This is a genomic window from Pseudomonas sp. S44, from assembly GCF_016624805.1.
GTDB lineage: Bacteria > Pseudomonadota > Gammaproteobacteria > Pseudomonadales > Pseudomonadaceae > Aquipseudomonas > Aquipseudomonas machongensis.
Map to the genome: position 1 here is coordinate 44,520 of NZ_JACVTY010000035.1, position 17,563 is coordinate 62,082.

General features: G+C 64.5%; 15 protein-coding genes. 10 read left to right on the plus strand and 5 right to left on the minus strand.

Annotated features, from left to right (window positions below):
• Window positions 1-363 precede the first annotated feature (363 nt).
• Both IAE40_RS21875 and IAE40_RS21880 read left to right on the plus strand, forming a co-directional pair.
• Window positions 364-1,947, plus strand: coding sequence for a peptide chain release factor 3 (locus IAE40_RS21875; RefSeq protein WP_054892572.1), 1,584 nt, complete (start codon window positions 364-366; stop codon window positions 1,945-1,947).
• Window positions 1,948-2,152: 205 nt separating this feature from the next.
• Complete coding sequence (locus IAE40_RS21880; protein ID WP_200603857.1) at window positions 2,153-4,546, plus strand: TonB-dependent siderophore receptor; 2,394 nt, start codon at window positions 2,153-2,155, stop codon at window positions 4,544-4,546.
• 51 nt (window positions 4,547-4,597) lie between these two features.
• On the opposite strand, the gene IAE40_RS21885 is transcribed toward IAE40_RS21880, so the two are convergent.
• A complete protein-coding gene (locus IAE40_RS21885; RefSeq protein ID WP_197892290.1) occupies window positions 4,598-5,047 on the minus strand; it encodes a hypothetical protein in 450 nt (149 codons plus the stop codon).
• Window positions 5,048-5,157: 110 nt separating this feature from the next.
• Window positions 5,158-6,051 (minus strand): helix-turn-helix domain-containing protein, encoded by an 894-nt coding sequence (locus IAE40_RS21890; protein WP_063546053.1) that lies wholly within the window; start codon window positions 6,049-6,051, stop codon window positions 5,158-5,160.
• A 196-nt stretch (window positions 6,052-6,247) separates the two neighbouring features.
• On the opposite strand from IAE40_RS21890, the gene IAE40_RS21895 reads away from it, so the two are divergent.
• The 4 genes from IAE40_RS21895 to IAE40_RS21910 all read left to right on the plus strand — a co-directional run bounded on the left by IAE40_RS21895 (window position 6,248) and on the right by IAE40_RS21910 (window position 10,067).
• Window positions 6,248-7,153 (plus strand): DMT family transporter, encoded by a 906-nt coding sequence (locus IAE40_RS21895; protein WP_200603858.1) that lies wholly within the window; start codon window positions 6,248-6,250, stop codon window positions 7,151-7,153.
• A gap of 84 nt (window positions 7,154-7,237) precedes the next feature.
• A complete protein-coding gene (locus tag IAE40_RS21900) occupies window positions 7,238-8,749 on the plus strand; it encodes a glucosyltransferase domain-containing protein (RefSeq protein WP_200603859.1) in 1,512 nt (503 codons plus the stop codon).
• The gene (locus IAE40_RS21905; RefSeq protein ID WP_325167291.1) at window positions 8,746-9,132 is read left to right on the plus strand and encodes a GtrA family protein; all 387 of its coding nucleotides are present in this window, start codon (window positions 8,746-8,748) and stop codon (window positions 9,130-9,132) included. The genes IAE40_RS21900 and IAE40_RS21905 overlap by 4 nt, the downstream gene beginning before the upstream one ends.
• The gene (locus tag IAE40_RS21910; RefSeq protein ID WP_063546050.1) at window positions 9,129-10,067 is read left to right on the plus strand and encodes a glycosyltransferase family 2 protein; all 939 of its coding nucleotides are present in this window, start codon (window positions 9,129-9,131) and stop codon (window positions 10,065-10,067) included. Before IAE40_RS21905 ends, IAE40_RS21910 begins: the two co-directional genes overlap by 4 nt.
• A 134-nt stretch (window positions 10,068-10,201) precedes the next feature.
• Here IAE40_RS21910 and IAE40_RS21915 read toward each other — a convergent pair whose 3' ends face one another.
• Together IAE40_RS21915 and IAE40_RS21920 are read right to left on the minus strand one after the other, a co-directional pair.
• Window positions 10,202-11,176 carry a 2-hydroxyacid dehydrogenase gene (locus IAE40_RS21915; RefSeq protein ID WP_054894896.1) on the minus strand — a complete coding sequence of 325 codons (975 nt, stop codon included), beginning with the start codon at window positions 11,174-11,176 and terminating at the stop codon, window positions 10,202-10,204.
• A gap of 114 nt (window positions 11,177-11,290) precedes the next feature.
• The gene (locus IAE40_RS21920) at window positions 11,291-12,238 is read right to left on the minus strand and encodes a LysR family transcriptional regulator (RefSeq protein WP_054894897.1); all 948 of its coding nucleotides are present in this window, start codon (window positions 12,236-12,238) and stop codon (window positions 11,291-11,293) included.
• Window positions 12,239-12,418: 180 nt separating this feature from the next.
• Between IAE40_RS21920 and IAE40_RS21925 the strand changes: the two genes are divergently transcribed.
• Genes IAE40_RS21925 through IAE40_RS21940 form a run of 4 tightly spaced genes read left to right on the plus strand, consistent with a single transcriptional unit; the run spans window position 12,419 to window position 17,150 of the window.
• Window positions 12,419-13,933 (plus strand): efflux transporter outer membrane subunit, encoded by a 1,515-nt coding sequence (locus tag IAE40_RS21925; protein ID WP_200603860.1) that lies wholly within the window; start codon window positions 12,419-12,421, stop codon window positions 13,931-13,933.
• Complete coding sequence (locus IAE40_RS21930; RefSeq protein WP_200603863.1) at window positions 13,933-16,089, plus strand: FUSC family protein; 2,157 nt, start codon at window positions 13,933-13,935, stop codon at window positions 16,087-16,089. Before IAE40_RS21925 ends, IAE40_RS21930 begins: the two co-directional genes overlap by 1 nt.
• The gene (locus IAE40_RS21935) at window positions 16,079-16,279 is read left to right on the plus strand and encodes a DUF1656 domain-containing protein (protein WP_054894899.1); all 201 of its coding nucleotides are present in this window, start codon (window positions 16,079-16,081) and stop codon (window positions 16,277-16,279) included. The genes IAE40_RS21930 and IAE40_RS21935 overlap by 11 nt, the downstream gene beginning before the upstream one ends.
• A 10-nt stretch (window positions 16,280-16,289) precedes the next feature.
• Complete coding sequence (locus tag IAE40_RS21940) at window positions 16,290-17,150, plus strand: efflux RND transporter periplasmic adaptor subunit (protein ID WP_200603861.1); 861 nt, start codon at window positions 16,290-16,292, stop codon at window positions 17,148-17,150.
• Window positions 17,151-17,153: 3 nt separating this feature from the next.
• Here the strand turns inward: IAE40_RS21940 and IAE40_RS21945 are convergent, their stop codons facing one another.
• On the minus strand, window positions 17,154-17,555 hold the full coding sequence (locus IAE40_RS21945; protein WP_442798309.1) for a universal stress protein: 402 nt from the start codon (window positions 17,553-17,555) through the stop codon (window positions 17,154-17,156).
• Between the last annotated feature and the right edge of the window lie 8 nt (window positions 17,556-17,563).

Below are 17,563 nucleotides of genomic sequence, written 5' to 3' on the forward strand. Positions count from 1 at the left end.
GGTGAAACCAGCCCTGAACCGAAACGGGTTGCAGGGGAGTGGACGTCTCCGAGGGCGTAAAGGTTCCCATCTGAGGCGGCATTTGGCCAGTGTTAATCACTGGCTAAGCAGGATAAAGGCGCGTGAAAAATGCGATTTGTCGCGCTGCAGGCGTTGAAAACACTAAGGTGGAGGGCTTTTGGGCGATGCCACGAATTTAGAGTGACTAGGCAGGCCTCTTCGCAGGGCATCGCCAACCGGTAGGCGCGGGCGTGCCACGCGAAGAGGTCGGTTCTGCAATCACTCGTGCAGCCGGCTTTGGTCCAGGCCCGAGTTCAGGTATGATATCGCCCCATTTTTCGATCCCCATTCAGGCGATTTCCCATGACCAACCAGGCCGCCGAAGTCGCGAAGCGCCGCACTTTCGCAATCATTTCCCACCCCGACGCCGGTAAGACCACCATCACCGAGAAGCTCCTGCTGATGGGCAAGGCAATCTCCGTCGCGGGGACCGTGAAGTCGCGCAAGTCCGACCGCCATGCCACCTCCGACTGGATGGAAATGGAGAAGCAGCGCGGCATCTCCATCACCACCTCGGTGATGCAGTTCCCGTACCGCGAGCACATGATCAACCTGCTCGACACCCCCGGCCACGAAGACTTCTCCGAAGATACCTACCGTACCCTGACCGCCGTGGACTCGGCGCTGATGGTGCTGGACGGCGGTAAGGGTGTAGAGCCGCGTACCATCGCCCTGATGGACGTGTGCCGCCTGCGCGACACGCCCATCGTCAGCTTTATCAACAAACTCGACCGTGACATCCGCGACCCGATCGAACTGCTCGACGAAATCGAAGCGGTACTGAAGATCAAGGCCGCGCCGATCACCTGGCCGATCGGTTGCTACCGCGACTTCAAGGGCGTGTACCACCTCACCGGTGACTACATCATCGTCTACACCCCGGGCCACGGCCACGAGCGCACCGAAGCCAAGATCATCCAGAAGCTGGATTCCGATGAGGCCCGCGCTCACCTGGGCGACCAGTACGATGGCTTCGTCGAGCAACTGGAGCTGGTGCAGGGCGCCTGCCACGAGTTCAACCAGGACGAGTTCATCAACGGCCAGCTCACGCCTGTGTTCTTCGGGACCGCCCTGGGCAACTTCGGTGTCGACCATGTGCTCGATGCCGTCGTCGACTGGGCACCGCGCCCGCTGGCACGGGTGGCGCACGAGCGCACCGTGGAGCCGGTGGAAGAGAAGTTCACCGGTTTCGTGTTCAAGATCCAGGCGAACATGGACCCCAAGCACCGCGACCGTATCGCCTTCATGCGTATCTGCTCGGGCAAGTACGAGAAGGGCATGAAGATGCGCCATGTGCGCCTGGGCAAGGACCTGCGCATCGGCGATGCGCTGACCTTCTTCTCTTCCGAGCGTGAACAGCTCGAAGAGGCATATGCCGGCGACATCATCGGCCTGCACAACCACGGCACCATCCAGATCGGCGACACCTTCAGCGAAGGCGAAGCGCTGGGCTTCACCGGTATCCCGCACTTCGCCCCGGAACTGTTCCGCCGTGTGCGCCTGAAAGACCCGCTGAAATCCAAGCAGCTGCGCCAGGGTCTGCAGCAGTTGGCCGAGGAGGGCGCGACCCAGGTGTTCTTCCCCGAGCGCAGCAACGACATCATCCTCGGTGCGGTCGGTGTGCTGCAGTTCGATGTGGTCGCCAGCCGCTTGAAGGAAGAGTACAAGGTCGAGTGTGCCTACGAGCCGATCACCGTCTGGTCGGCACGCTGGATCGCCTGCGACGACAAGAAGAAACTCGAGGAATTCCAGAACAAGGCCATGGAGAACCTCGCCATCGATGGCGGTGGCCACCTGACCTACCTGGCACCGACCCGGGTCAACCTGTCGTTGATGGAAGAGCGCTGGCCTGACGTGCAGTTCCGCGCGACCCGCGAACACCACTGATCCCCTGCAAGATTGCGGCACAAGGCCGCTTCCGGGTAATGCGCCGATGGGCGCGTGATACCCGGGAGCGGCCTTTTGCCGTTATCGGGGGTGGTGTGCGCAATTTTTTTTCACGGGGGGGTGAGGTAACCCGGCGCGGCATCCGTGTAGTGAGTGAAAGTGCGATTCATTCGCAATAAATCCGTTCTCTCACAGGTCAGCGTCCATGAAGTTCACCCCGCGTTGCGTCCCTCTCTGGTTCGGTCTCTGCGCCCTGTCCGCAGTGGCGCTGACACCCCTGGCTCGCGCCGCCGAGCAGGTTCAGGTGTATACCTTCGCCCAGCCGGGCCAACCACTGGCCCAGGCCCTCAACGCCTTCAGCCGCACTACCGGGCAAAGCGTGGTGTACACCTTCGAGCTCCCCAGCCAGCAGGCGCCAGCGCTCAACGGCTCGTTCAGCGCCGAGCAGGCCTTGCAGCAACTGCTTGGCCAATCCGGGCTGGCCTGGCGCCGCGTCGATGCGCGCACCCTGACCCTGGAACCTCTCGACACGTCCGGCGCCTTGAACCTGCAAGCCACCACCGTGACCTCGCAGATGGACAGCTTCAGCTACCAGCCACCGGCCAGCCCCTCGATCATGCGCGGCCAGGGGACGAACCTGGAAACGCCCCACGCCATCAACGTGGTTCCGGCCCAGGTGCTGCGCGACCAGGCGCCGCGCAACCTCGACGATGCCCTGGCCAACGTCAGCGGTATCACCCAGGGCAACAACTTTGGCGGCACCTCCGACACGGTGATGAAGCGCGGCTTTGGCGACAACCGCGACGGTTCGATCATGCGCGACGGCATGCCGATCGTGCAGGGGCGCAGCCTCAACGCCACCACCGAGCGCGTTGAAGTGCTCAAGGGGCCGGCGTCGCTGCTGTACGGTATCCAGGATCCGGGCGGGGTCATCAACGTGGTCAGCAAGCGCCCGCAGCTCGAGCAATACAACGCCCTGACCCTGCGCGGCTCGACCTACGGCAGCGGCAAGAATGGCAGCGGTGGCAGTTTCGACAGCACCGGTGCACTGGGCGACAGCAACCTGGCCTATCGCTTGATCGTCGATCATGAAGATGAAGACTACTGGCGCAACTACGGCGTGCACCGCGAGTCGCTGGTGGCGCCGTCGCTGGCCTGGTTTGGCGAGGACACCCAGGTGCTGCTGGCCTACGAGCACCGCGAGTTCCTGTATCCGTTCGACCGTGGCACGGCGATCAGCAACCGCACCAATCACCCGCTGGACATCCCGGCCACTCGCCGCCTGGACGAGCCGTTCAACGACATGGAAGGCCGCTCGGACCTGTATCGCCTTGAGGTCGATCACCAGTTGGCGGACGACTGGAAACTGCACTTCGGCTACAGCTTCAACCGTGAAACCTACGACGCCAGCCAGGTGCGGGTGACCGGCGTCAACGACGCCCGTGGCACCCTGACCCGCAGCATCGACGGCACTCACGGCGCCATGAGCCGCGACCAGTTCGCCACCCTGAGCCTGAACGGCAATGTGCAACTGGGCGGGATGCAACATGACCTGCTGCTGGGCTTCGACCATGAAGACCGCAAGGTCTACCGCGCCGACCTGATCCGCCAGGCCAGCCGCTCGACCTTCAGCTACCTCAACCCGGTCTACGGCCAGGAGCCTGAAGGCAGCACCGTGCGTGCCAGCGATAGCGACCAGACCGACAAGCTGCGCACCGACTCGCTGTTCTTCCAGGACGCCGTGCACCTGGACGAGCACTGGATCGCCGTGGCCGGTGTGCGCCTGCAACAGTACGACCAGCTCGCCGGTCGCGGCCGACCGTTCACCACCAACACCGACACCAGCGACCGCGCCTGGACCCCGCATGCCGGGCTGGTCTACAAGGTCGACGAGCAACTGTCGTTCTATGGCAGCTACAGCGAGTCGTTCAAGCCCAACTCCAGCATCGCCCCGCTGAGCGGCGGGCTGGTGCTCGATTCCTCCATTGCCCCGGAGGAGGGCAAGGCCTGGGAACTGGGGGCCAAGCTCGACATTCCCGGGCAGATCACCGGCACCCTGGCGCTGTTCGACATCACCAAGCGCAATGTCCTGGTGGCCAACTTCGACACCCGCACCGGCGAAACCCTGTACAGCAATGCCGGCGAAGTCAGCTCGCGTGGCGTCGAACTGGACCTGAGCGGCCAGCTCAGCGAACGCTGGAGCCTGATCGGCAGCTATGCCTTCACCGACGCCGAAGTGACCAAGGACCCGGCCCTCAAGGGTAATCGCCTGCAGAACGTGGCGCGCCATACCGGCTCGCTGTCGGCGGTGTACGACTACGGCAGCCTGTTCGGTGGTGATCGTCTACGTTTGGGAGCCGGTGCGCGTTATGTCGGTGAGCGGGCAGGTAACCCGACCAACGATTTCGACCTGCCGGCCTACACCGTGGCCGACGCCTTCGCCAGCTACGAGACCAAGCTGGATGCGCACAAGGTGCGTTTGCAGTTGAACGTGAAGAACCTGTTCGACAAGGTGTACTACAGCTCGGCAGTGAACCGGTACTTCGTGGCTATTGGCGACGCACGGCAGGTGAGTGTATCGAGTACGTTGGAGTTCTGAGGCAGGTCAGCAGCACTCTACTTCAAGGGCGAACTAGAGTGCTTTCAATCATCAACGTGGTTCACGCGGGTAAGGGAAGTTGAAATACCCTTTTCTGAGGATGAACCCGTCTGCCGTTCCAGAGAAGCTGACGATGCACCTTCCGTCGATGTTGTTCAGATCGACAACACCTTTTATTGAACGGAGGGCGGTTCCTCCCAGGATGATTCCGGGGATGATGCCGACTTTCCCGCCTTGATGTTCATCCATGGTGACAAAAGGGTAACTCCCATCTTTGGAACCATTGGGAACATTCAGAACGACCCGGTCAAGCGAGAGGGCCATACGCGCTATGATCTGAGTGAAGCCTGCGAAGAACTCATAATCAATCTTGGCATTCGAGGTCTCGGAGGTATGTTCGCTCTCGAAGCCATACCACCTCAGATTAAAGTAAGGTTCCTGCGATGTATCCGGCGCAGATGAACCATAAGATTTGTCGGGTAGTTCTGTGATTTTTTCCATTGTTTTCTCCTGGGCGATAGATTCAGTGAAGGGCGATAGGTGCCTGCTGAAACTAGACACATGATCAGGAGCCCACAACTAGCAGAATTATCAGGTACCCAGGCGAAGGTTTATCGGCTCGCAAGTTCTATTCTGCCCAACGCAGCACGATACTCCCCGGGCGTTGCGCCCATCGCCTGCCTGAAGCGATTGCTGAAATGGCTGGCACTGGCAAACCCGCACAGCAATGCCACCTGCCCCAGCGGCAGGTCGCCCTGGCGCAGCAACCGGCACGCCTGATGCAGCCGGCGCGCCAGCAGGTACTGGTGCGGCGGCAGGCCGAAGCTTGCGCGGAACATCCGGGCAAAGTGGTATTCGGACAGATTGCAGCGCAGCGCCAGTTCGTTCAGTGAAAGCGGCTGGTCGAGATTGGCCTCGATGTAGTCCACCAGATGCCGACGCTGGTGCGGCGCCAGCCCGCCCTTGAGCCGCAGGCCCTGGCGCAGGCCGGCCTGGCCCAGCACGGCATGGTCGATGATGGCGTGGGCCAGGCTGCTGGCCAGCAGGCGCTCGGCAGGTTCGTTCCAGTCAAGCCCGATCAGTTGGTGAAAGCGCAGGGCCTGCTGTGGGTCGTCGAGGAAGGTGGCTTCGTGCAGCTGCATTTCCCGTGGCTCGCGGTCGAGCAGCCGAATGCAGCCGAGGGCGAACTGTTCTTCGCTGATGTACAGGTGCGCCAGGCGGATGGTGCCGTTGACCACCCAGTTGGACTCGTGACCGGCGGGCATGATGCACAGTTTGTTCGGCGCGCCCTTGTCGCCCGGGCGCTGGCGGCGGAAGGTGCCGGTGCCGTCGGCGATGTAGCACGACAGGGTGTGGTGGCTGGGGGCGAGGTAGTCACGCGCATCGTCACGGTTGCGCCACAGGGCTGCGGCCAGGCCCTCGCCCATTTGCGCGCTGGCTTCCAGGCGGGCGTTGGGCGAGCTGTGCATGGCGTTGAAGACTTGCAACTGATGAAGTGGCGGCATGGGCGATTCCTCTGGAGGGCTATCGTACTGCGGCGCGAGCGCAAGGGGAGTGGTTGCCGACGGAAAAGCGCAAGTTTGTGCAAGCGCGGGGCGGGGCGAGGGGGACAGACTTCGTGAGCGGCGGTGGGTTCTTCGCGGGCAAGCCCGCTGCCACCGCCGCTCCCGCAGACCACCGCCAGCCCCAAGGACCCCGCCCATGAATCTGTCGCTCTATTTGCTCACCGTCCTGATCTGGGGCACCACCTGGATCGCCCTGAAGCTGCAATTGGGTGTGGTCGAGATCCCGGTATCGATCGTCTACCGCTTTGCCCTGGCAGGTCTGATCCTGTTCGCGATCCTGCTGCTGACCCGTCGCCTGCAACCGATGAATCGGCGTGGGCACCTGATCTGCCTGGCCCAGGGGCTTTGCCTGTTCTGTGTCAATTTCATGTGCTTCCTCACCGCCAGCCAGTGGATCGCCAGCGGCCTGATCGCCGTGGTGTTCTCCACCGCGACCCTGTGGAACGCGCTCAACGCGCGGATCTTCTTCGGCCAGAAGATCGCCGCCAACGTGCTGGGCGGTGGCGCCATGGGCTTGCTGGGGTTGGGCCTGCTGTTCTGGCCCGAACTGTCCGGACACGCCGCCGGCCGTGAAACCCTGGTCGGCCTGGGCCAGGCGTTGCTGGGCACCCTGTGCTTCTCGGCCGGCAACATGCTTTCCAGCCTGCAACAGAAGGCTGGCCTCAAGCCGATGACCACCAACGCTTGGGGGATGGTGTACGGGGCGACCCTGCTGGGGGTGTATTGCCTGGTCAATGGCGTGCCCTTCGCCATGGAGTGGAACACCCGCTATATCGGTTCGCTGCTGTACCTGGTGATTCCAGGTTCAGTGATTGGCTTTACTGCCTACCTTACCCTCGTCGGGCGCATGGGCCCGGAGCGGGCGGCGTATTGCACGGTGCTGTTCCCGCTGGTAGCGCTGAACGTGTCGGCATTCGCCGAAGGCTATCAGTGGACGGCACCGGCATTGCTGGGGCTGGTCGCCGTGATGGCCGGTAACGTGCTGGTGTTTCGCAAGCCCCGGGTTGGCAAGGCCACCCAGGCAGCGTTGGCCATGAAGTGAGGCCTGTGCCCGACACCGTTGCAGAAGACGCTGGCGCTGCGCTGTCTACACTTGGCCAAACCCCTTGATCCTGCAAGGTAGGCCATGCCGACAGCCCAGCCGTGGAACCGCCCCCTGACACCGCGCCAGGCGCACCTGCTCTGCCTGCTCGCACTTGCCCTGCATGTGCTGCCGCTGATTCTCGCCGACTCGATGTACCTCGACGATGTCTGGCGCGCGCAGACCGCCACGGGGAACTGGACCGCCGAAGGGCGCCTGCTCACCCAGTGGCTGCATGCAGGGCTGAGCTTCGCCGGCGGGGCGATCAACCTGTTCCCCCTGCCGCTGCTGTTGAGCCTGCCAGTGGCGGCCTATGCCCTGGCGCGCCTGGCCATTCACTACTTCGGCCAGCCGCGCCCGACCGACCTGCTGGTGGTGTTGCCGCTGTGGTACAGCCCGTTCTTCCTGCAGAACCTGGCATACCAGTACGACGGGCCCGCCATGGCACTGGGTTTGGCGGTGATGATCCTGGCGGCGAGCCTTGATCCACGCCGGTTGTTCGCCGGCACCGTCTTGATTGCCTGCGGCCTGGGTTTCTACCAGGTGACGCTGAACGTATTCATCGGCTTGTGTTGCATCGACGCGGTGCGTGGCCTGTTGCGCGGCGATCCGCTGGCCCGGCTGGGCAAGGTGGTGACCTTGCGTGTGGTGCAGATGCTGTTGGGCGCGCTGGTGTATCTGTTGGTGGCGATGCCGTGGATGTCCGCGCAGCGTTTGACCATGCTGGCAGTGGATGCTGCCCTGCCGGGCGAAGTGATGACGCGCCTGGGCACGGCATTCGAGCATGTCGCCCTGCTGCTGACGCCCGGCAACCTGGTCCTGGCGGTGGGGCTGGCGCTGCTGGCCGCCGCTGGGCTGTGGCGCGATGCTCGAGGTATCCATCGGCAGCACGGCCTGCCAGGCCTGCTCGTGCGCGTCGCCGGCCTGCTGCTGGCGGTGCTGGTGCTGGTGGTGATGACCAGCGGCGTGATGCTGGCATTCGACTATTTCATTCATGGCGCACGCACCCTGATGGGCTTTGCCTGCGTGCTGGTGCTACTGCTCTACCTGGCCAGGCGCGGGCTGGGTGACGGCGCGCCCGATCGTGCGCTATTTCTCTGCCTGCCGCTGTTGTCGATGCTGTCGCTGGCCTACGCCCATGGCCGCCTGCTGGAGGCGCAGAAGGCGCAGTTCGCGGCGATCGGTCAGTACATCGGTCAGGACATCCTCAGCCACCCCGCGCTGGACAAGGCCCGCGCCTTCTACCTGCTCGAACGCAACCAGGCCGACGGTTGGTTGCCTGCGGCCGCTGGCGCGCAGGCCCGGGCACCGTTGCTCAAGTTCATCCGCAGTTCGGACTTCGTACTCTTGCCGGAGATGATGGCGCGCGTCGGTATCGGCCAGTTCTATATCAACAGCACCGCCAACCAGAGCCCGGCACCGACCTGGCGCGCCGATGACCTGCTGGCCCGCGGCGGCACACCGCTAGTGGACAACCGCCTGTACAGCATCTACCTCATCGGCGACCAGGGTTATGTGGTGACCAAGCCGCAGCCCAAACCCTGGACGTTGCCTTGAACGCCGGTGCGGGCGGGGTGTTGGGCCAGATGCGGCGCTATGTGCTGGTCGGGTTGGGCAACACCCTGGCGCACGGGTCGGTGTTCTTCCTGCTGCACCTGCTGCTGGGGTTGCGCCAGGCGCCAAGCAACCTGCTGGCGTTTGCCGTTGCGGCGAGCCTGTCGTACTACGTCAACGCCCGCTACACCTTCGCGGCCAGGCCCAGCAAGCGGCGCTACTTGCTGTTCCTGCTGGGCATGGGGACAGTGAGTGTGGCAGTGGGTGCGCTTTCCGACTGGGCGCGCCTGTCACCCTGGCTGACCCTCGTGATCTTTTCCACGGTCAGCCTTGTAGCGGGTTACAGCTACTCGCGCAGTGTGGTCTTCAGACGGAGGACGCCATGAACATCACCCTCATCGTGCCGGTGTACAACGAGCAGGACACCCTCGAACACTTCTACCGCACCGTGCGTGCCGAGCCGTCGCTGCAGGGCATGACGGTGGAGATCCTGTTCGTCAATGACGGAAGCAGCGACGAGACCGAGGCGATCTGCGCCGAGCTTGCGCTACGTGATGAATGGGTCACGGTGATCAACTTCTCGCGCAACTTCGGCAAGGAGTCGGCGCTGTTCGCCGGGCTCGAATATGCCGATGGCGATGCCATGGTGCCGATCGATGTCGACTTGCAGGATCCCATCGAACTGATCGCGCAGATGGTCGAGCGTTGGCAGCAGGGCGCCGACGTGGTCCTGGCCAAGCGTCGCAGCCGCGATGCCGACACCCCGCTCAAGCGCTGGAGCGCACGCCTTTATTACCGGCTGCACAACCGTATCGCCTCCACTCATATCGAAGAGAACGTCGGTGATTTTCGGCTGCTCGACCGCAAGGTGGTCGCCGCGATCCGCCAGTTACCGGAGCAGCAGTTGTTCATGAAGGGCGTGTTGTCGTGGGTAGGATTTCGCACCGAGATCATCGAGTACGACCGCCCGCCGCGGGTGGCGGGGGAGAGCAAGTTCGGCCTGTGGCGGCTGTGGAACCTGGCGCTGGACGGCATCACCTCGTTCAGTACCGTGCCGTTGCGGTTGTGGACCTACATCGGCGCGGGGGTGTCGCTGTTCGCGCTGGTATTTGCGGTGTACCTGATCGTGCAGAAGGTACTGTGGGGGATCGACCTGCCAGGGTATCCGTCGTTGCTGTCGGCGATCCTGTTCCTGGGCGGGGTGCAGCTGATCGGGATCGGGATACTGGGCGAGTATGTCGGGCGGATCTACCAGGAGACCAAGCACCGGCCGCGGTATGTGGTGCGCAAGGTGCTGGGCAGGCGGCGCCAGCCGCGGTGAGCCTGTTGGATGGGTGCTGGCCTCTTCGCGGGCAAGCCCGCTCCCACAACAGCCCACATAGCTTCTGAATACGGTGGTGTTACCTGTGGGAGCGGGCTTGCCCGCGAAGAGGCCGGTACAGTCAGCGGCCAGACTCAGCCCTTCCACACCTGCGGATTCACCAGGTCCCGCGGTCGCTCGCCCAGCAACGCTGCGCGCAGGTTCTCCATCGCCCGGTTGGCCATGGCATCGCGTGTCTCGGCAGTCGCCGAGCCGATGTGCGGCAGGGTTAGCGCGTTGGGCAGCTTGAACAGCGGAGAATCGGCCAGCGGCTCCTTCTCGTACACATCCAGCCCTGCACCACGGATGGTGCCAGCTTGCAGCGCCTCGACCAGCGCCGCCTCGTCCACCACCGGCCCGCGGGCGATGTTGATCAGGAAGGCGCTCGGCTTCATCAGCTTCAGCTCACGGGCGCCGATCAGCTTGCGGGTGGCATCGGACAACGGCACCACGATGCAGACGAAATCGGACTCGGCCAGCAACTGCTCCAGGCTGCGGAACTGCGCGCCCAGTTCCTGCTCCAGCGCGCTCTTGCGGCTGTTGCCGGCATACAGGATCGACATGTTGAAGCCCAGGCGACCACGGCGTGCCACGGCGGCGCCGATGTTGCCCATGCCGACGATGCCCAGGGTCTTGCCGTGCACGTCGCTGCCGAAATGTGCCGGACCTACGGTTGCCTGCCAATTGCCGGCCTTGGTCCAGGCGTCCAGCTCGGCGGTACGGCGGGCACAGCCCATGATCAGCGAAAAGCCCAGGTCGGCGGTGCTTTCGGTGAGCACGTCGGGGGTGTTGGTCAGGGCGATGCCGCGTTCGTTGAAGTAGTCCAGGTCGTAGTTGTCGTAGCCGACCGACACGCTCGACACCACCTCCAGCTTGCCCGCACCTTCGAGCTGCGCGCGGCCGAGCTTGCGGCCGACGCCGATCAGGCCGTGGGCCTCAGGCAGCGCTTCGTTGAACTGGGCATTGATGTCGCCCAGCTTGGGATTGGGCAGGATCACGTTGAAGTCGTGCTGCAGGCGCTCGGCCATGGCCGGGGTGATACGGCTGAAGGCCAGGACGGTCTTTTTCATCGGGCTACTTCTCTGCAAGGCGGTGGGACGATGGCGGCCTTGCGAAGAGGCCGCCGCGAATCAACGATTGGTTAGCAACCTACCATTGTCCCCACCTTCAATGCAGCAGCTTTTTCAGGTGGCGATCAGCAATTCATGGGTCTTCAGGTCCGCTTCATGCGCCGCCAGGATTTCCGGCAGCGAGTTGCGCAGGTACTCGACCCAGGTCTTGATCTTGGCATCCAGGTACTGGCGCGACGGGTAGATCGCGTACAGGTTCAGCTCCTGCAGGCGATAGTCGGGCATCACCCGCACCAGGCTGCCGTCGCGCAGGCCGTCGATGGCAGAGTAGATCGGCAGCACGCCCACCCCCATGCCACTGCGGATCGCGGTCTTCATCGCGTCGGCGGAGTTCACCTGGAACGGCGAGCTGGTGATGTTGACCATCTCCTGACCTTCCGGGCCGTCGAACAACCATTTTTCCAGCGGGATCACCGGGCTGACCATGCGCAGGCACTGGTGCTTGAGCAGGTCGGCAGGCTTGTGTGCGATGCCGTGGCGAGCGATGTAGTCGGGCGAGGCGCAGACGATGCTGTAGGTGATGCCCAGGCGCTGGGAGACGAACCCCGAATCCGGTAGCTCGCTGGCCAGCACGATGGACACGTCATAGCCCTCGTCGAGCAGGTCGGGCACGCGGTTGGCCATGGTCAGGTCGAATGTGACGTCTGGGTGCGTTTCGCGGTAGCGGGCGATGGCATCGACCACGAAATGCTGGCCGACGCCGGTCATCGAATGCACTTTGAGCTGCCCGGCCGGGCGGGCGTGGGCATCGCTGGCCTCGGCTTCGGCCTCCTCGACGAAGGTCAGGATCTGTTCGCAGCGCATCAGGTAGCGCTTGCCCGCTTCGGTCAGGGCGATGCGCCGTGTGGTGCGATTGAGCAAGCGGGTTTGCAGATGGGCTTCCAGGTTGGAGACCGCTCGCGACACGTTGGCGGTGGTCGTATCCAGCTGCGCAGCGGCGGCGGTGAAGCTGCCGAGCTGGGCTACACAACTGAAAGCACGCATGTTTTGCAGGGTGTCCATGGGTCACTCTCGATCTAGAGGACAAAATTGTGACATGAAGTGACGAAAAAGAACGTCCGACCAAAGCCGGATTATCGCTGTTTTGGTAACAAAGATTCGCAGGAATATGCGCTTATCGCCAATGAAACCCGCCCCTAGAATTGCCCGGCCCCTTCACCTCTTCCTCGGGAAATCGCAGCTGTGCCGCGTCGCAACATCGGAGCGCTTCGAGCGCTCAGTGCCTGTGCCCTTAGCCTGTCCTTGAGCGGCTGTATCGGAACCTGGGGCATCGCCCCGCAAAGCAAGACGCTGCAAGCCAACCAACTCGCCACCGACACTGCCATCCGCGAAGCCGACCGCGACGCCCATTGGCCCGTGCAGCAATGGTGGCGCGCCTATGGTGATCCCCAGCTCGATCGCTGGATGGACCTCGCGGTTGCCGGTAGCCCGAGCCTGGCCATGGCCGCGGCGCGGGTGCGCCAGGCCAGGGCCCTGGCGGGTGTGGTCGAGTCGGCGGAACGCCTCCAGGCCAATGGCGAGGCGACCCTCAAGCGCCACAACTGGCCGGAGGACCAGTTCTACGGCCCCGGCGCCCTGTCCGGCGCCAATACCTGGGACAACAACGCCGCCATTGGCCTGAGCTACGCCCTCGACCTGTGGGGCCGTGAACGCAACGCCACTGAGCAGGCGCTGGACCAGGCGCACATGCGCGCCGCCGAAGCCCGCCAGGCCCAGCTCGAATTGCACGACAACGTGGTGCGCACCTACATCCAGCTGAGCCTGCATTTCGCCCAGCGCGACATCGTCCAGGCCGAGCTGGAACAGCAGGAGCAGATCCTCGCGCTGGCCAAGCGGCGCCTCGAAGCCGGGATCGGTACCCATCTGGACGTCAGTCAGGCCGAAGCGCCGTTGCCGGAAACCCATCGGCAGCTCGACAGCCTCGACGAAGAAATCGCCCTGACGCGCAATCAATTGGCGGCACTGGCCGGCAAGGGACCGGGCGAGGGGGCCAGCCTGCAGCGCCCGACACTGACGCTCGCGGCACCGCTGTCCTTGCCCTCGGCATTGCCCGCCGAGCTGGTCGGCCAGCGCCCCGACGTGGTCGCCAGCCGCTGGCAGGTGGCAGCCCAGGCCCGCGGCATCGAGGTCGCCCACGCAGGCTTCTTCCCCAACGTCGACCTGGTCGGCGGCCTTGGTTTCATGGCCACCGGTGGCGGGCCGCTGGAGTTTCTCACCGGCCGCAAGTTCAACTACAACGTCGGGCCTGCCATCAGCTTGCCGATCTTCGATGGCGGGCGTCTGCGCGCGCAGTTGGGTGAAGCTTCGGCCGGCTACGACATGGCTGTTGCCCATTACAACGAAACAGTGGTCGGGGCGTTGAAGGGGATTTCCGACCAGTTGATCCGTCGCGAGTCGATGGCGCAGCAGGCACACTTCGCGGCCGAATCGGTCGCCGCCGCGCAGAAGACCTACGACATCGCCACGGTTGCCTTCCAGCGCGGGCTGACCGACTACCTGAACGTGCTCAATGCGCAGACCCTGTTGTTTCGCCAGCAGCAGATCCAGCAGCAGGTCCAGGCCGCGCGCTTGAGTGTGCATGCCGAGCTGGTCACGGCGTTGGGCGGTGGTCTGGGTGCGGGCAGCGACGTGCCGGATGAAGGGCATCAGGCGGCGCCGAAAGCACCGGCCCTGATTGCCTCGGGGCGCGGGCAATGATGCGCTGGCTGTCCAACCTGGAATGGCGCCGGGGCTTCTTTGCCTGGGCGCGCACCGACGGGGTGACCTGGGTCTACATCTTCAAGGTGCTCGCTGCGGCGTTCCTCACCCTCTGGCTGGCCATGCGTCTGGAGCTGCCGCAGCCGCGCACGGCGATGATCACCGTGTTCATCGTCATGCAGCCGCAGAGCGGGCATGTGTTCGCCAAGAGTTTCTACCGCATGCTCGGCACCCTGGCCGGCTCGGCGATGATGGTCGCGCTGATCGCGATCTTCCCGCAGAACACCGAGCTGTTCCTGCCCAGCCTGGCGCTGTGGGTCGGCCTGTGCTCGGCAGGGGCCATGCGCTATCGCACCTTCCGCGCCTATGGCTTCGTGCTGGCCGGTTACACCGCTGCGATGATCGGCCTGCCGGTGCTCCAGCACCCTGACCAGGCGTTCATGGCCGCGGTATGGCGGGTGCTGGAGATTTCCCTGGGCATTCTCGTCTCGACCCTGGTCAGCGCCGCGATCCTGCCGCAATCGGCCAGTGCCGCCATGCGCAATGCCTTGTACCAGCGCTTTGGCGTGTTTGCCGGGGTGGTGGTCGAGGCCCTGCGCGGCAACAGCCAGCGTGCGCTGTTCGAGTCGTGCAACGTGCGTTTCATCGCCGAGGCGGTGGGGCTGGAGAGCCTGCGCAACGTCACCGCCTTCGAAGACCCACACATGCGCAGGCGCTCCGGGCGCCTGGTGCGCATGAACAGCGAATTCATGGCCATCACCACCCGTTTCAACGCCCTGCACCGTTTGCTCGAACGCCTGCGCGCGCGCGGCCCGGCGCAGATCGTCGGTGCCATCGAGCCGGGCCTGCAAACCCTGGCGCAGTTGCTCGAACCCTACGTCGGGCGAGCCCTGACCGATGCCGATGCGTTACGCCTGACCCTGGAGCTGGCGGCCTACAAGGACGGCCTGCAGGCCCAGGTGCGCGGGCTGCGTGCGGCGTACCTGGAGACCGGCCCCAGCGACGCCGACCTGCTCGATTTCCACACCACCTACGAGCTGCTCTACCGCCTGGTCGACGACCTCTACAGCTACGCCCAGACCCACGCCTCACTGGCCGCGCACAACCACGAACGCGAGCAGTGGGACGAGCCTTATGTGGCACAGACCAGCTGGCTGGTGTCGCTGGCCGCCGGCGTGCGTGGCGCCGCGGTGCTGTTGCTACTGGGCAGCTACTGGCTGCTCAGCGACTGGCCCAGCGGCGCCATGATGACGCTGATCGCCACGGTCACCGCCGGCCTTTCGGCGGCGTCGCCCAACCCCAGGCGCATGTCGTTCCAGATGGCGTGCGGCACCCTGCTCGGCGCGTTCATCGGTTTCTTCGAGACCTTCTTCGTGTTCCCCTGGATCGACGGCTTCGCCCTGCTGTGCATGGTGCTGGCGCCAGTGTTCGTGCTCGGTGCGTTTCTCTCGTCGCGTCCGGCCTATGCCGGTTATGGCGTGGGCTTGCTGGTGTTCTTCGCCATCGGTTCGGTGCCCAACAACCTCACGGTCTACGACCCGTATGCCTTCATCAACGATTACATCGGCATGATCATCGGCATGCTGGTCTGCGCTGCGGCCGGGGCGATCATCCTGCCGCCGAACAGTCGTTGGCTATGGAGCCGCCTGGAGCAGGACCTGCGCGAACAGGTGCTGTTCGCCATCGGTGGCCGCCTGCGTGGCCTGGGCTCGGCTTTCGAGAGTCGCACCCGCGACCTGCTGCACCAGGCCTATGGCCTGGCGGCCGGCAAGCCACAGGTGCAGGCCGAGCTGATGGGCTGGATGTTCGTGGTATCGGAAGTCGGCCACGCCGTGATCGAACTGCGCAAGGAGCAGGCCAATGCCCCGGTGCACCCGGCCTATGCCGAATCGCAGCCCTGGCGCCAGGCGATCCGGGTGATGGGGCGCGCCCTGGCGCGGCTGTTCCTGCAGCCCAACGCCAGCAACCACGAGCGCGCGCTGGTGGCGGTCGACCACGCCATCAGCCGCGTGCAGGCCACCGACGAACCTTTTGCCCGGCACTTCGACACCTCGCTGCTGCGCCGCGCGCAGAGCTACCTGCACTTCATCCGCACCTCGCTGCTCGACCCCCAGTCACCCCTGGCCCCGGCCAAAGGATTGCACCATGCCCCGTGAGATCGCCTTCCATGGCGTGTACATGCCCACCATGACCCTGATGTTCCTGTTCGCTGCAGGCCTGGCCTGGGGCCTGGACCGCTTCATCGCCAGCCACGACGGCTATCGCTTCTTCTGGCACCCGGCGCTGTTGCGCCTGTCCCTGTTCGTCTGCCTGTTCGGCGCACTGGCGCTGTCTGTCTACTGGTGAGAAACCTTCGATGAAAAAATTCTTCAGCTTCCTCGCCACCCTGCTGGTGCTGACCGCTGCCGTGGTGATCGGCCGCCAGTTGTGGCTGCACTACATGACCACGCCCTGGACCCGCGACGGTCGCGTGCGCGCCGACATCATCAACGTCGCGGCCGATGTGCCGGGTTATGTGGTGGACGTGCCGGTGCGTGACAACCAGCAGGTGAAGAAGGGCGATGTGCTGATCCGCATCGACCCCGAGCACTATCGCCTGGCAGTGGAGCAGGCCCGGGCGCTGGTCGCTTCGCGCAAGTCCACCTGGGAGATGCGCAAGGTCAACGCACGGCGCCGTGCCGACCTGGACAACCTGGTCATCTCCAAGGAGAACCGCGACGACGCCAGCAATATCGCCAACGCCGCCCTGGCCGACTATCAGCAGGCCCAGGCACAACTGGCAGCGGCCGAGCTGAACCTCAAGCGCACCGAGATCGTTGCCACGGTCGACGGCTACGTCACCAACCTGAACATCCACAAGGGCGATTACGCCCGCACCGGCGAGGCGGTGATGGCGGTGGTGGACGAGCATTCGTTCTGGGTGTACGGCTTCTTCGAGGAGACCAAGCTGCCGCATGTGAAGGTGGGGGACCAGGCCGAGCTGCAGATGATGAGCGGCGAGTTGCTCAAGGGGCATGTCGAGAGCATCGCCCGCGGCATCTACGACCGTGACAACCCGCAGAGCCGCGAGCTGGTCGCCGATGTGAACCCGACCTTCAACTGGGTGCGCCTGGCGCAGCGGGTGCCGGTGCGGATTCATATCGATGAAGTGCCCGAGGGCTACCTGCTGGCCGCTGGCACGACCTGCACGGTGGTGGTCAGGCCGGGCGGGGCGTGAGGGTCACTCGCCCGCCGGGCAGACCAGCACCGGCACCTGTACCCGGTCGATCACCTTGCTGCTGATCGACGGGTCCAGCAGCCTGCCGAGGCGCGACAGGTGCCGGTGGCCCATGATGATCAGCTCGCAGCCGAGTTCCCGGGTCTTGTCGACGATGGCCTCGACCGGTTGCGCAGCGACCATGCAACCCTGGCATTGGAAACCCGCTTCGCGCAGCGTGGCCACGGCTTGTTGCAGGGCGCGTTCGGCCAGTTGCTGCTCCTCGCAGGCGGCGGGGTATTCCTCCAGTTCCTGCTCGGTATAGGACGCCGGGCGCTCGTGCACGGCGAAGGTCGGGTCGATGGCCAGCAGTACCTGCAATGGATGTTCGCCGGGGCGGCAGTAGCGGCGGGCGAGGTCGATCAGGGGGGCGC

What these genes read in the sequence shown, in the direction of transcription:
- IAE40_RS21915 (WP_054894896.1), bottom strand. Translation starts at nt 11,176, where the DNA reads ATGAAAAAGACCGTCCTGGCCTTCAGCCGTATCACCCCGGCCATGGCC.
- IAE40_RS21880 (WP_200603857.1), top strand. Translation starts at nt 2,153, where the DNA reads ATGAAGTTCACCCCGCGTTGCGTCCCTCTCTGGTTCGGTCTCTGCGCC.
- IAE40_RS21930 (WP_200603863.1), top strand. Translation starts at nt 13,933, where the DNA reads ATGCGCTGGCTGTCCAACCTGGAATGGCGCCGGGGCTTCTTTGCCTGG.
- IAE40_RS21875 (WP_054892572.1), top strand. Translation starts at nt 364, where the DNA reads ATGACCAACCAGGCCGCCGAAGTCGCGAAGCGCCGCACTTTCGCAATC.
- IAE40_RS21895 (WP_200603858.1), top strand. Translation starts at nt 6,248, where the DNA reads ATGAATCTGTCGCTCTATTTGCTCACCGTCCTGATCTGGGGCACCACC.
- IAE40_RS21940 (WP_200603861.1), top strand. Translation starts at nt 16,290, where the DNA reads ATGAAAAAATTCTTCAGCTTCCTCGCCACCCTGCTGGTGCTGACCGCT.
- IAE40_RS21890 (WP_063546053.1), bottom strand. Translation starts at nt 6,051, where the DNA reads ATGCCGCCACTTCATCAGTTGCAAGTCTTCAACGCCATGCACAGCTCG.
- IAE40_RS21935 (WP_054894899.1), top strand. Translation starts at nt 16,079, where the DNA reads ATGCCCCGTGAGATCGCCTTCCATGGCGTGTACATGCCCACCATGACC.
- IAE40_RS21900 (WP_200603859.1), top strand. Translation starts at nt 7,238, where the DNA reads ATGCCGACAGCCCAGCCGTGGAACCGCCCCCTGACACCGCGCCAGGCG.
- IAE40_RS21920 (WP_054894897.1), bottom strand. Translation starts at nt 12,238, where the DNA reads ATGGACACCCTGCAAAACATGCGTGCTTTCAGTTGTGTAGCCCAGCTC.
- IAE40_RS21910 (WP_063546050.1), top strand. Translation starts at nt 9,129, where the DNA reads ATGAACATCACCCTCATCGTGCCGGTGTACAACGAGCAGGACACCCTC.
- IAE40_RS21885 (WP_197892290.1), bottom strand. Translation starts at nt 5,047, where the DNA reads ATGGAAAAAATCACAGAACTACCCGACAAATCTTATGGTTCATCTGCG.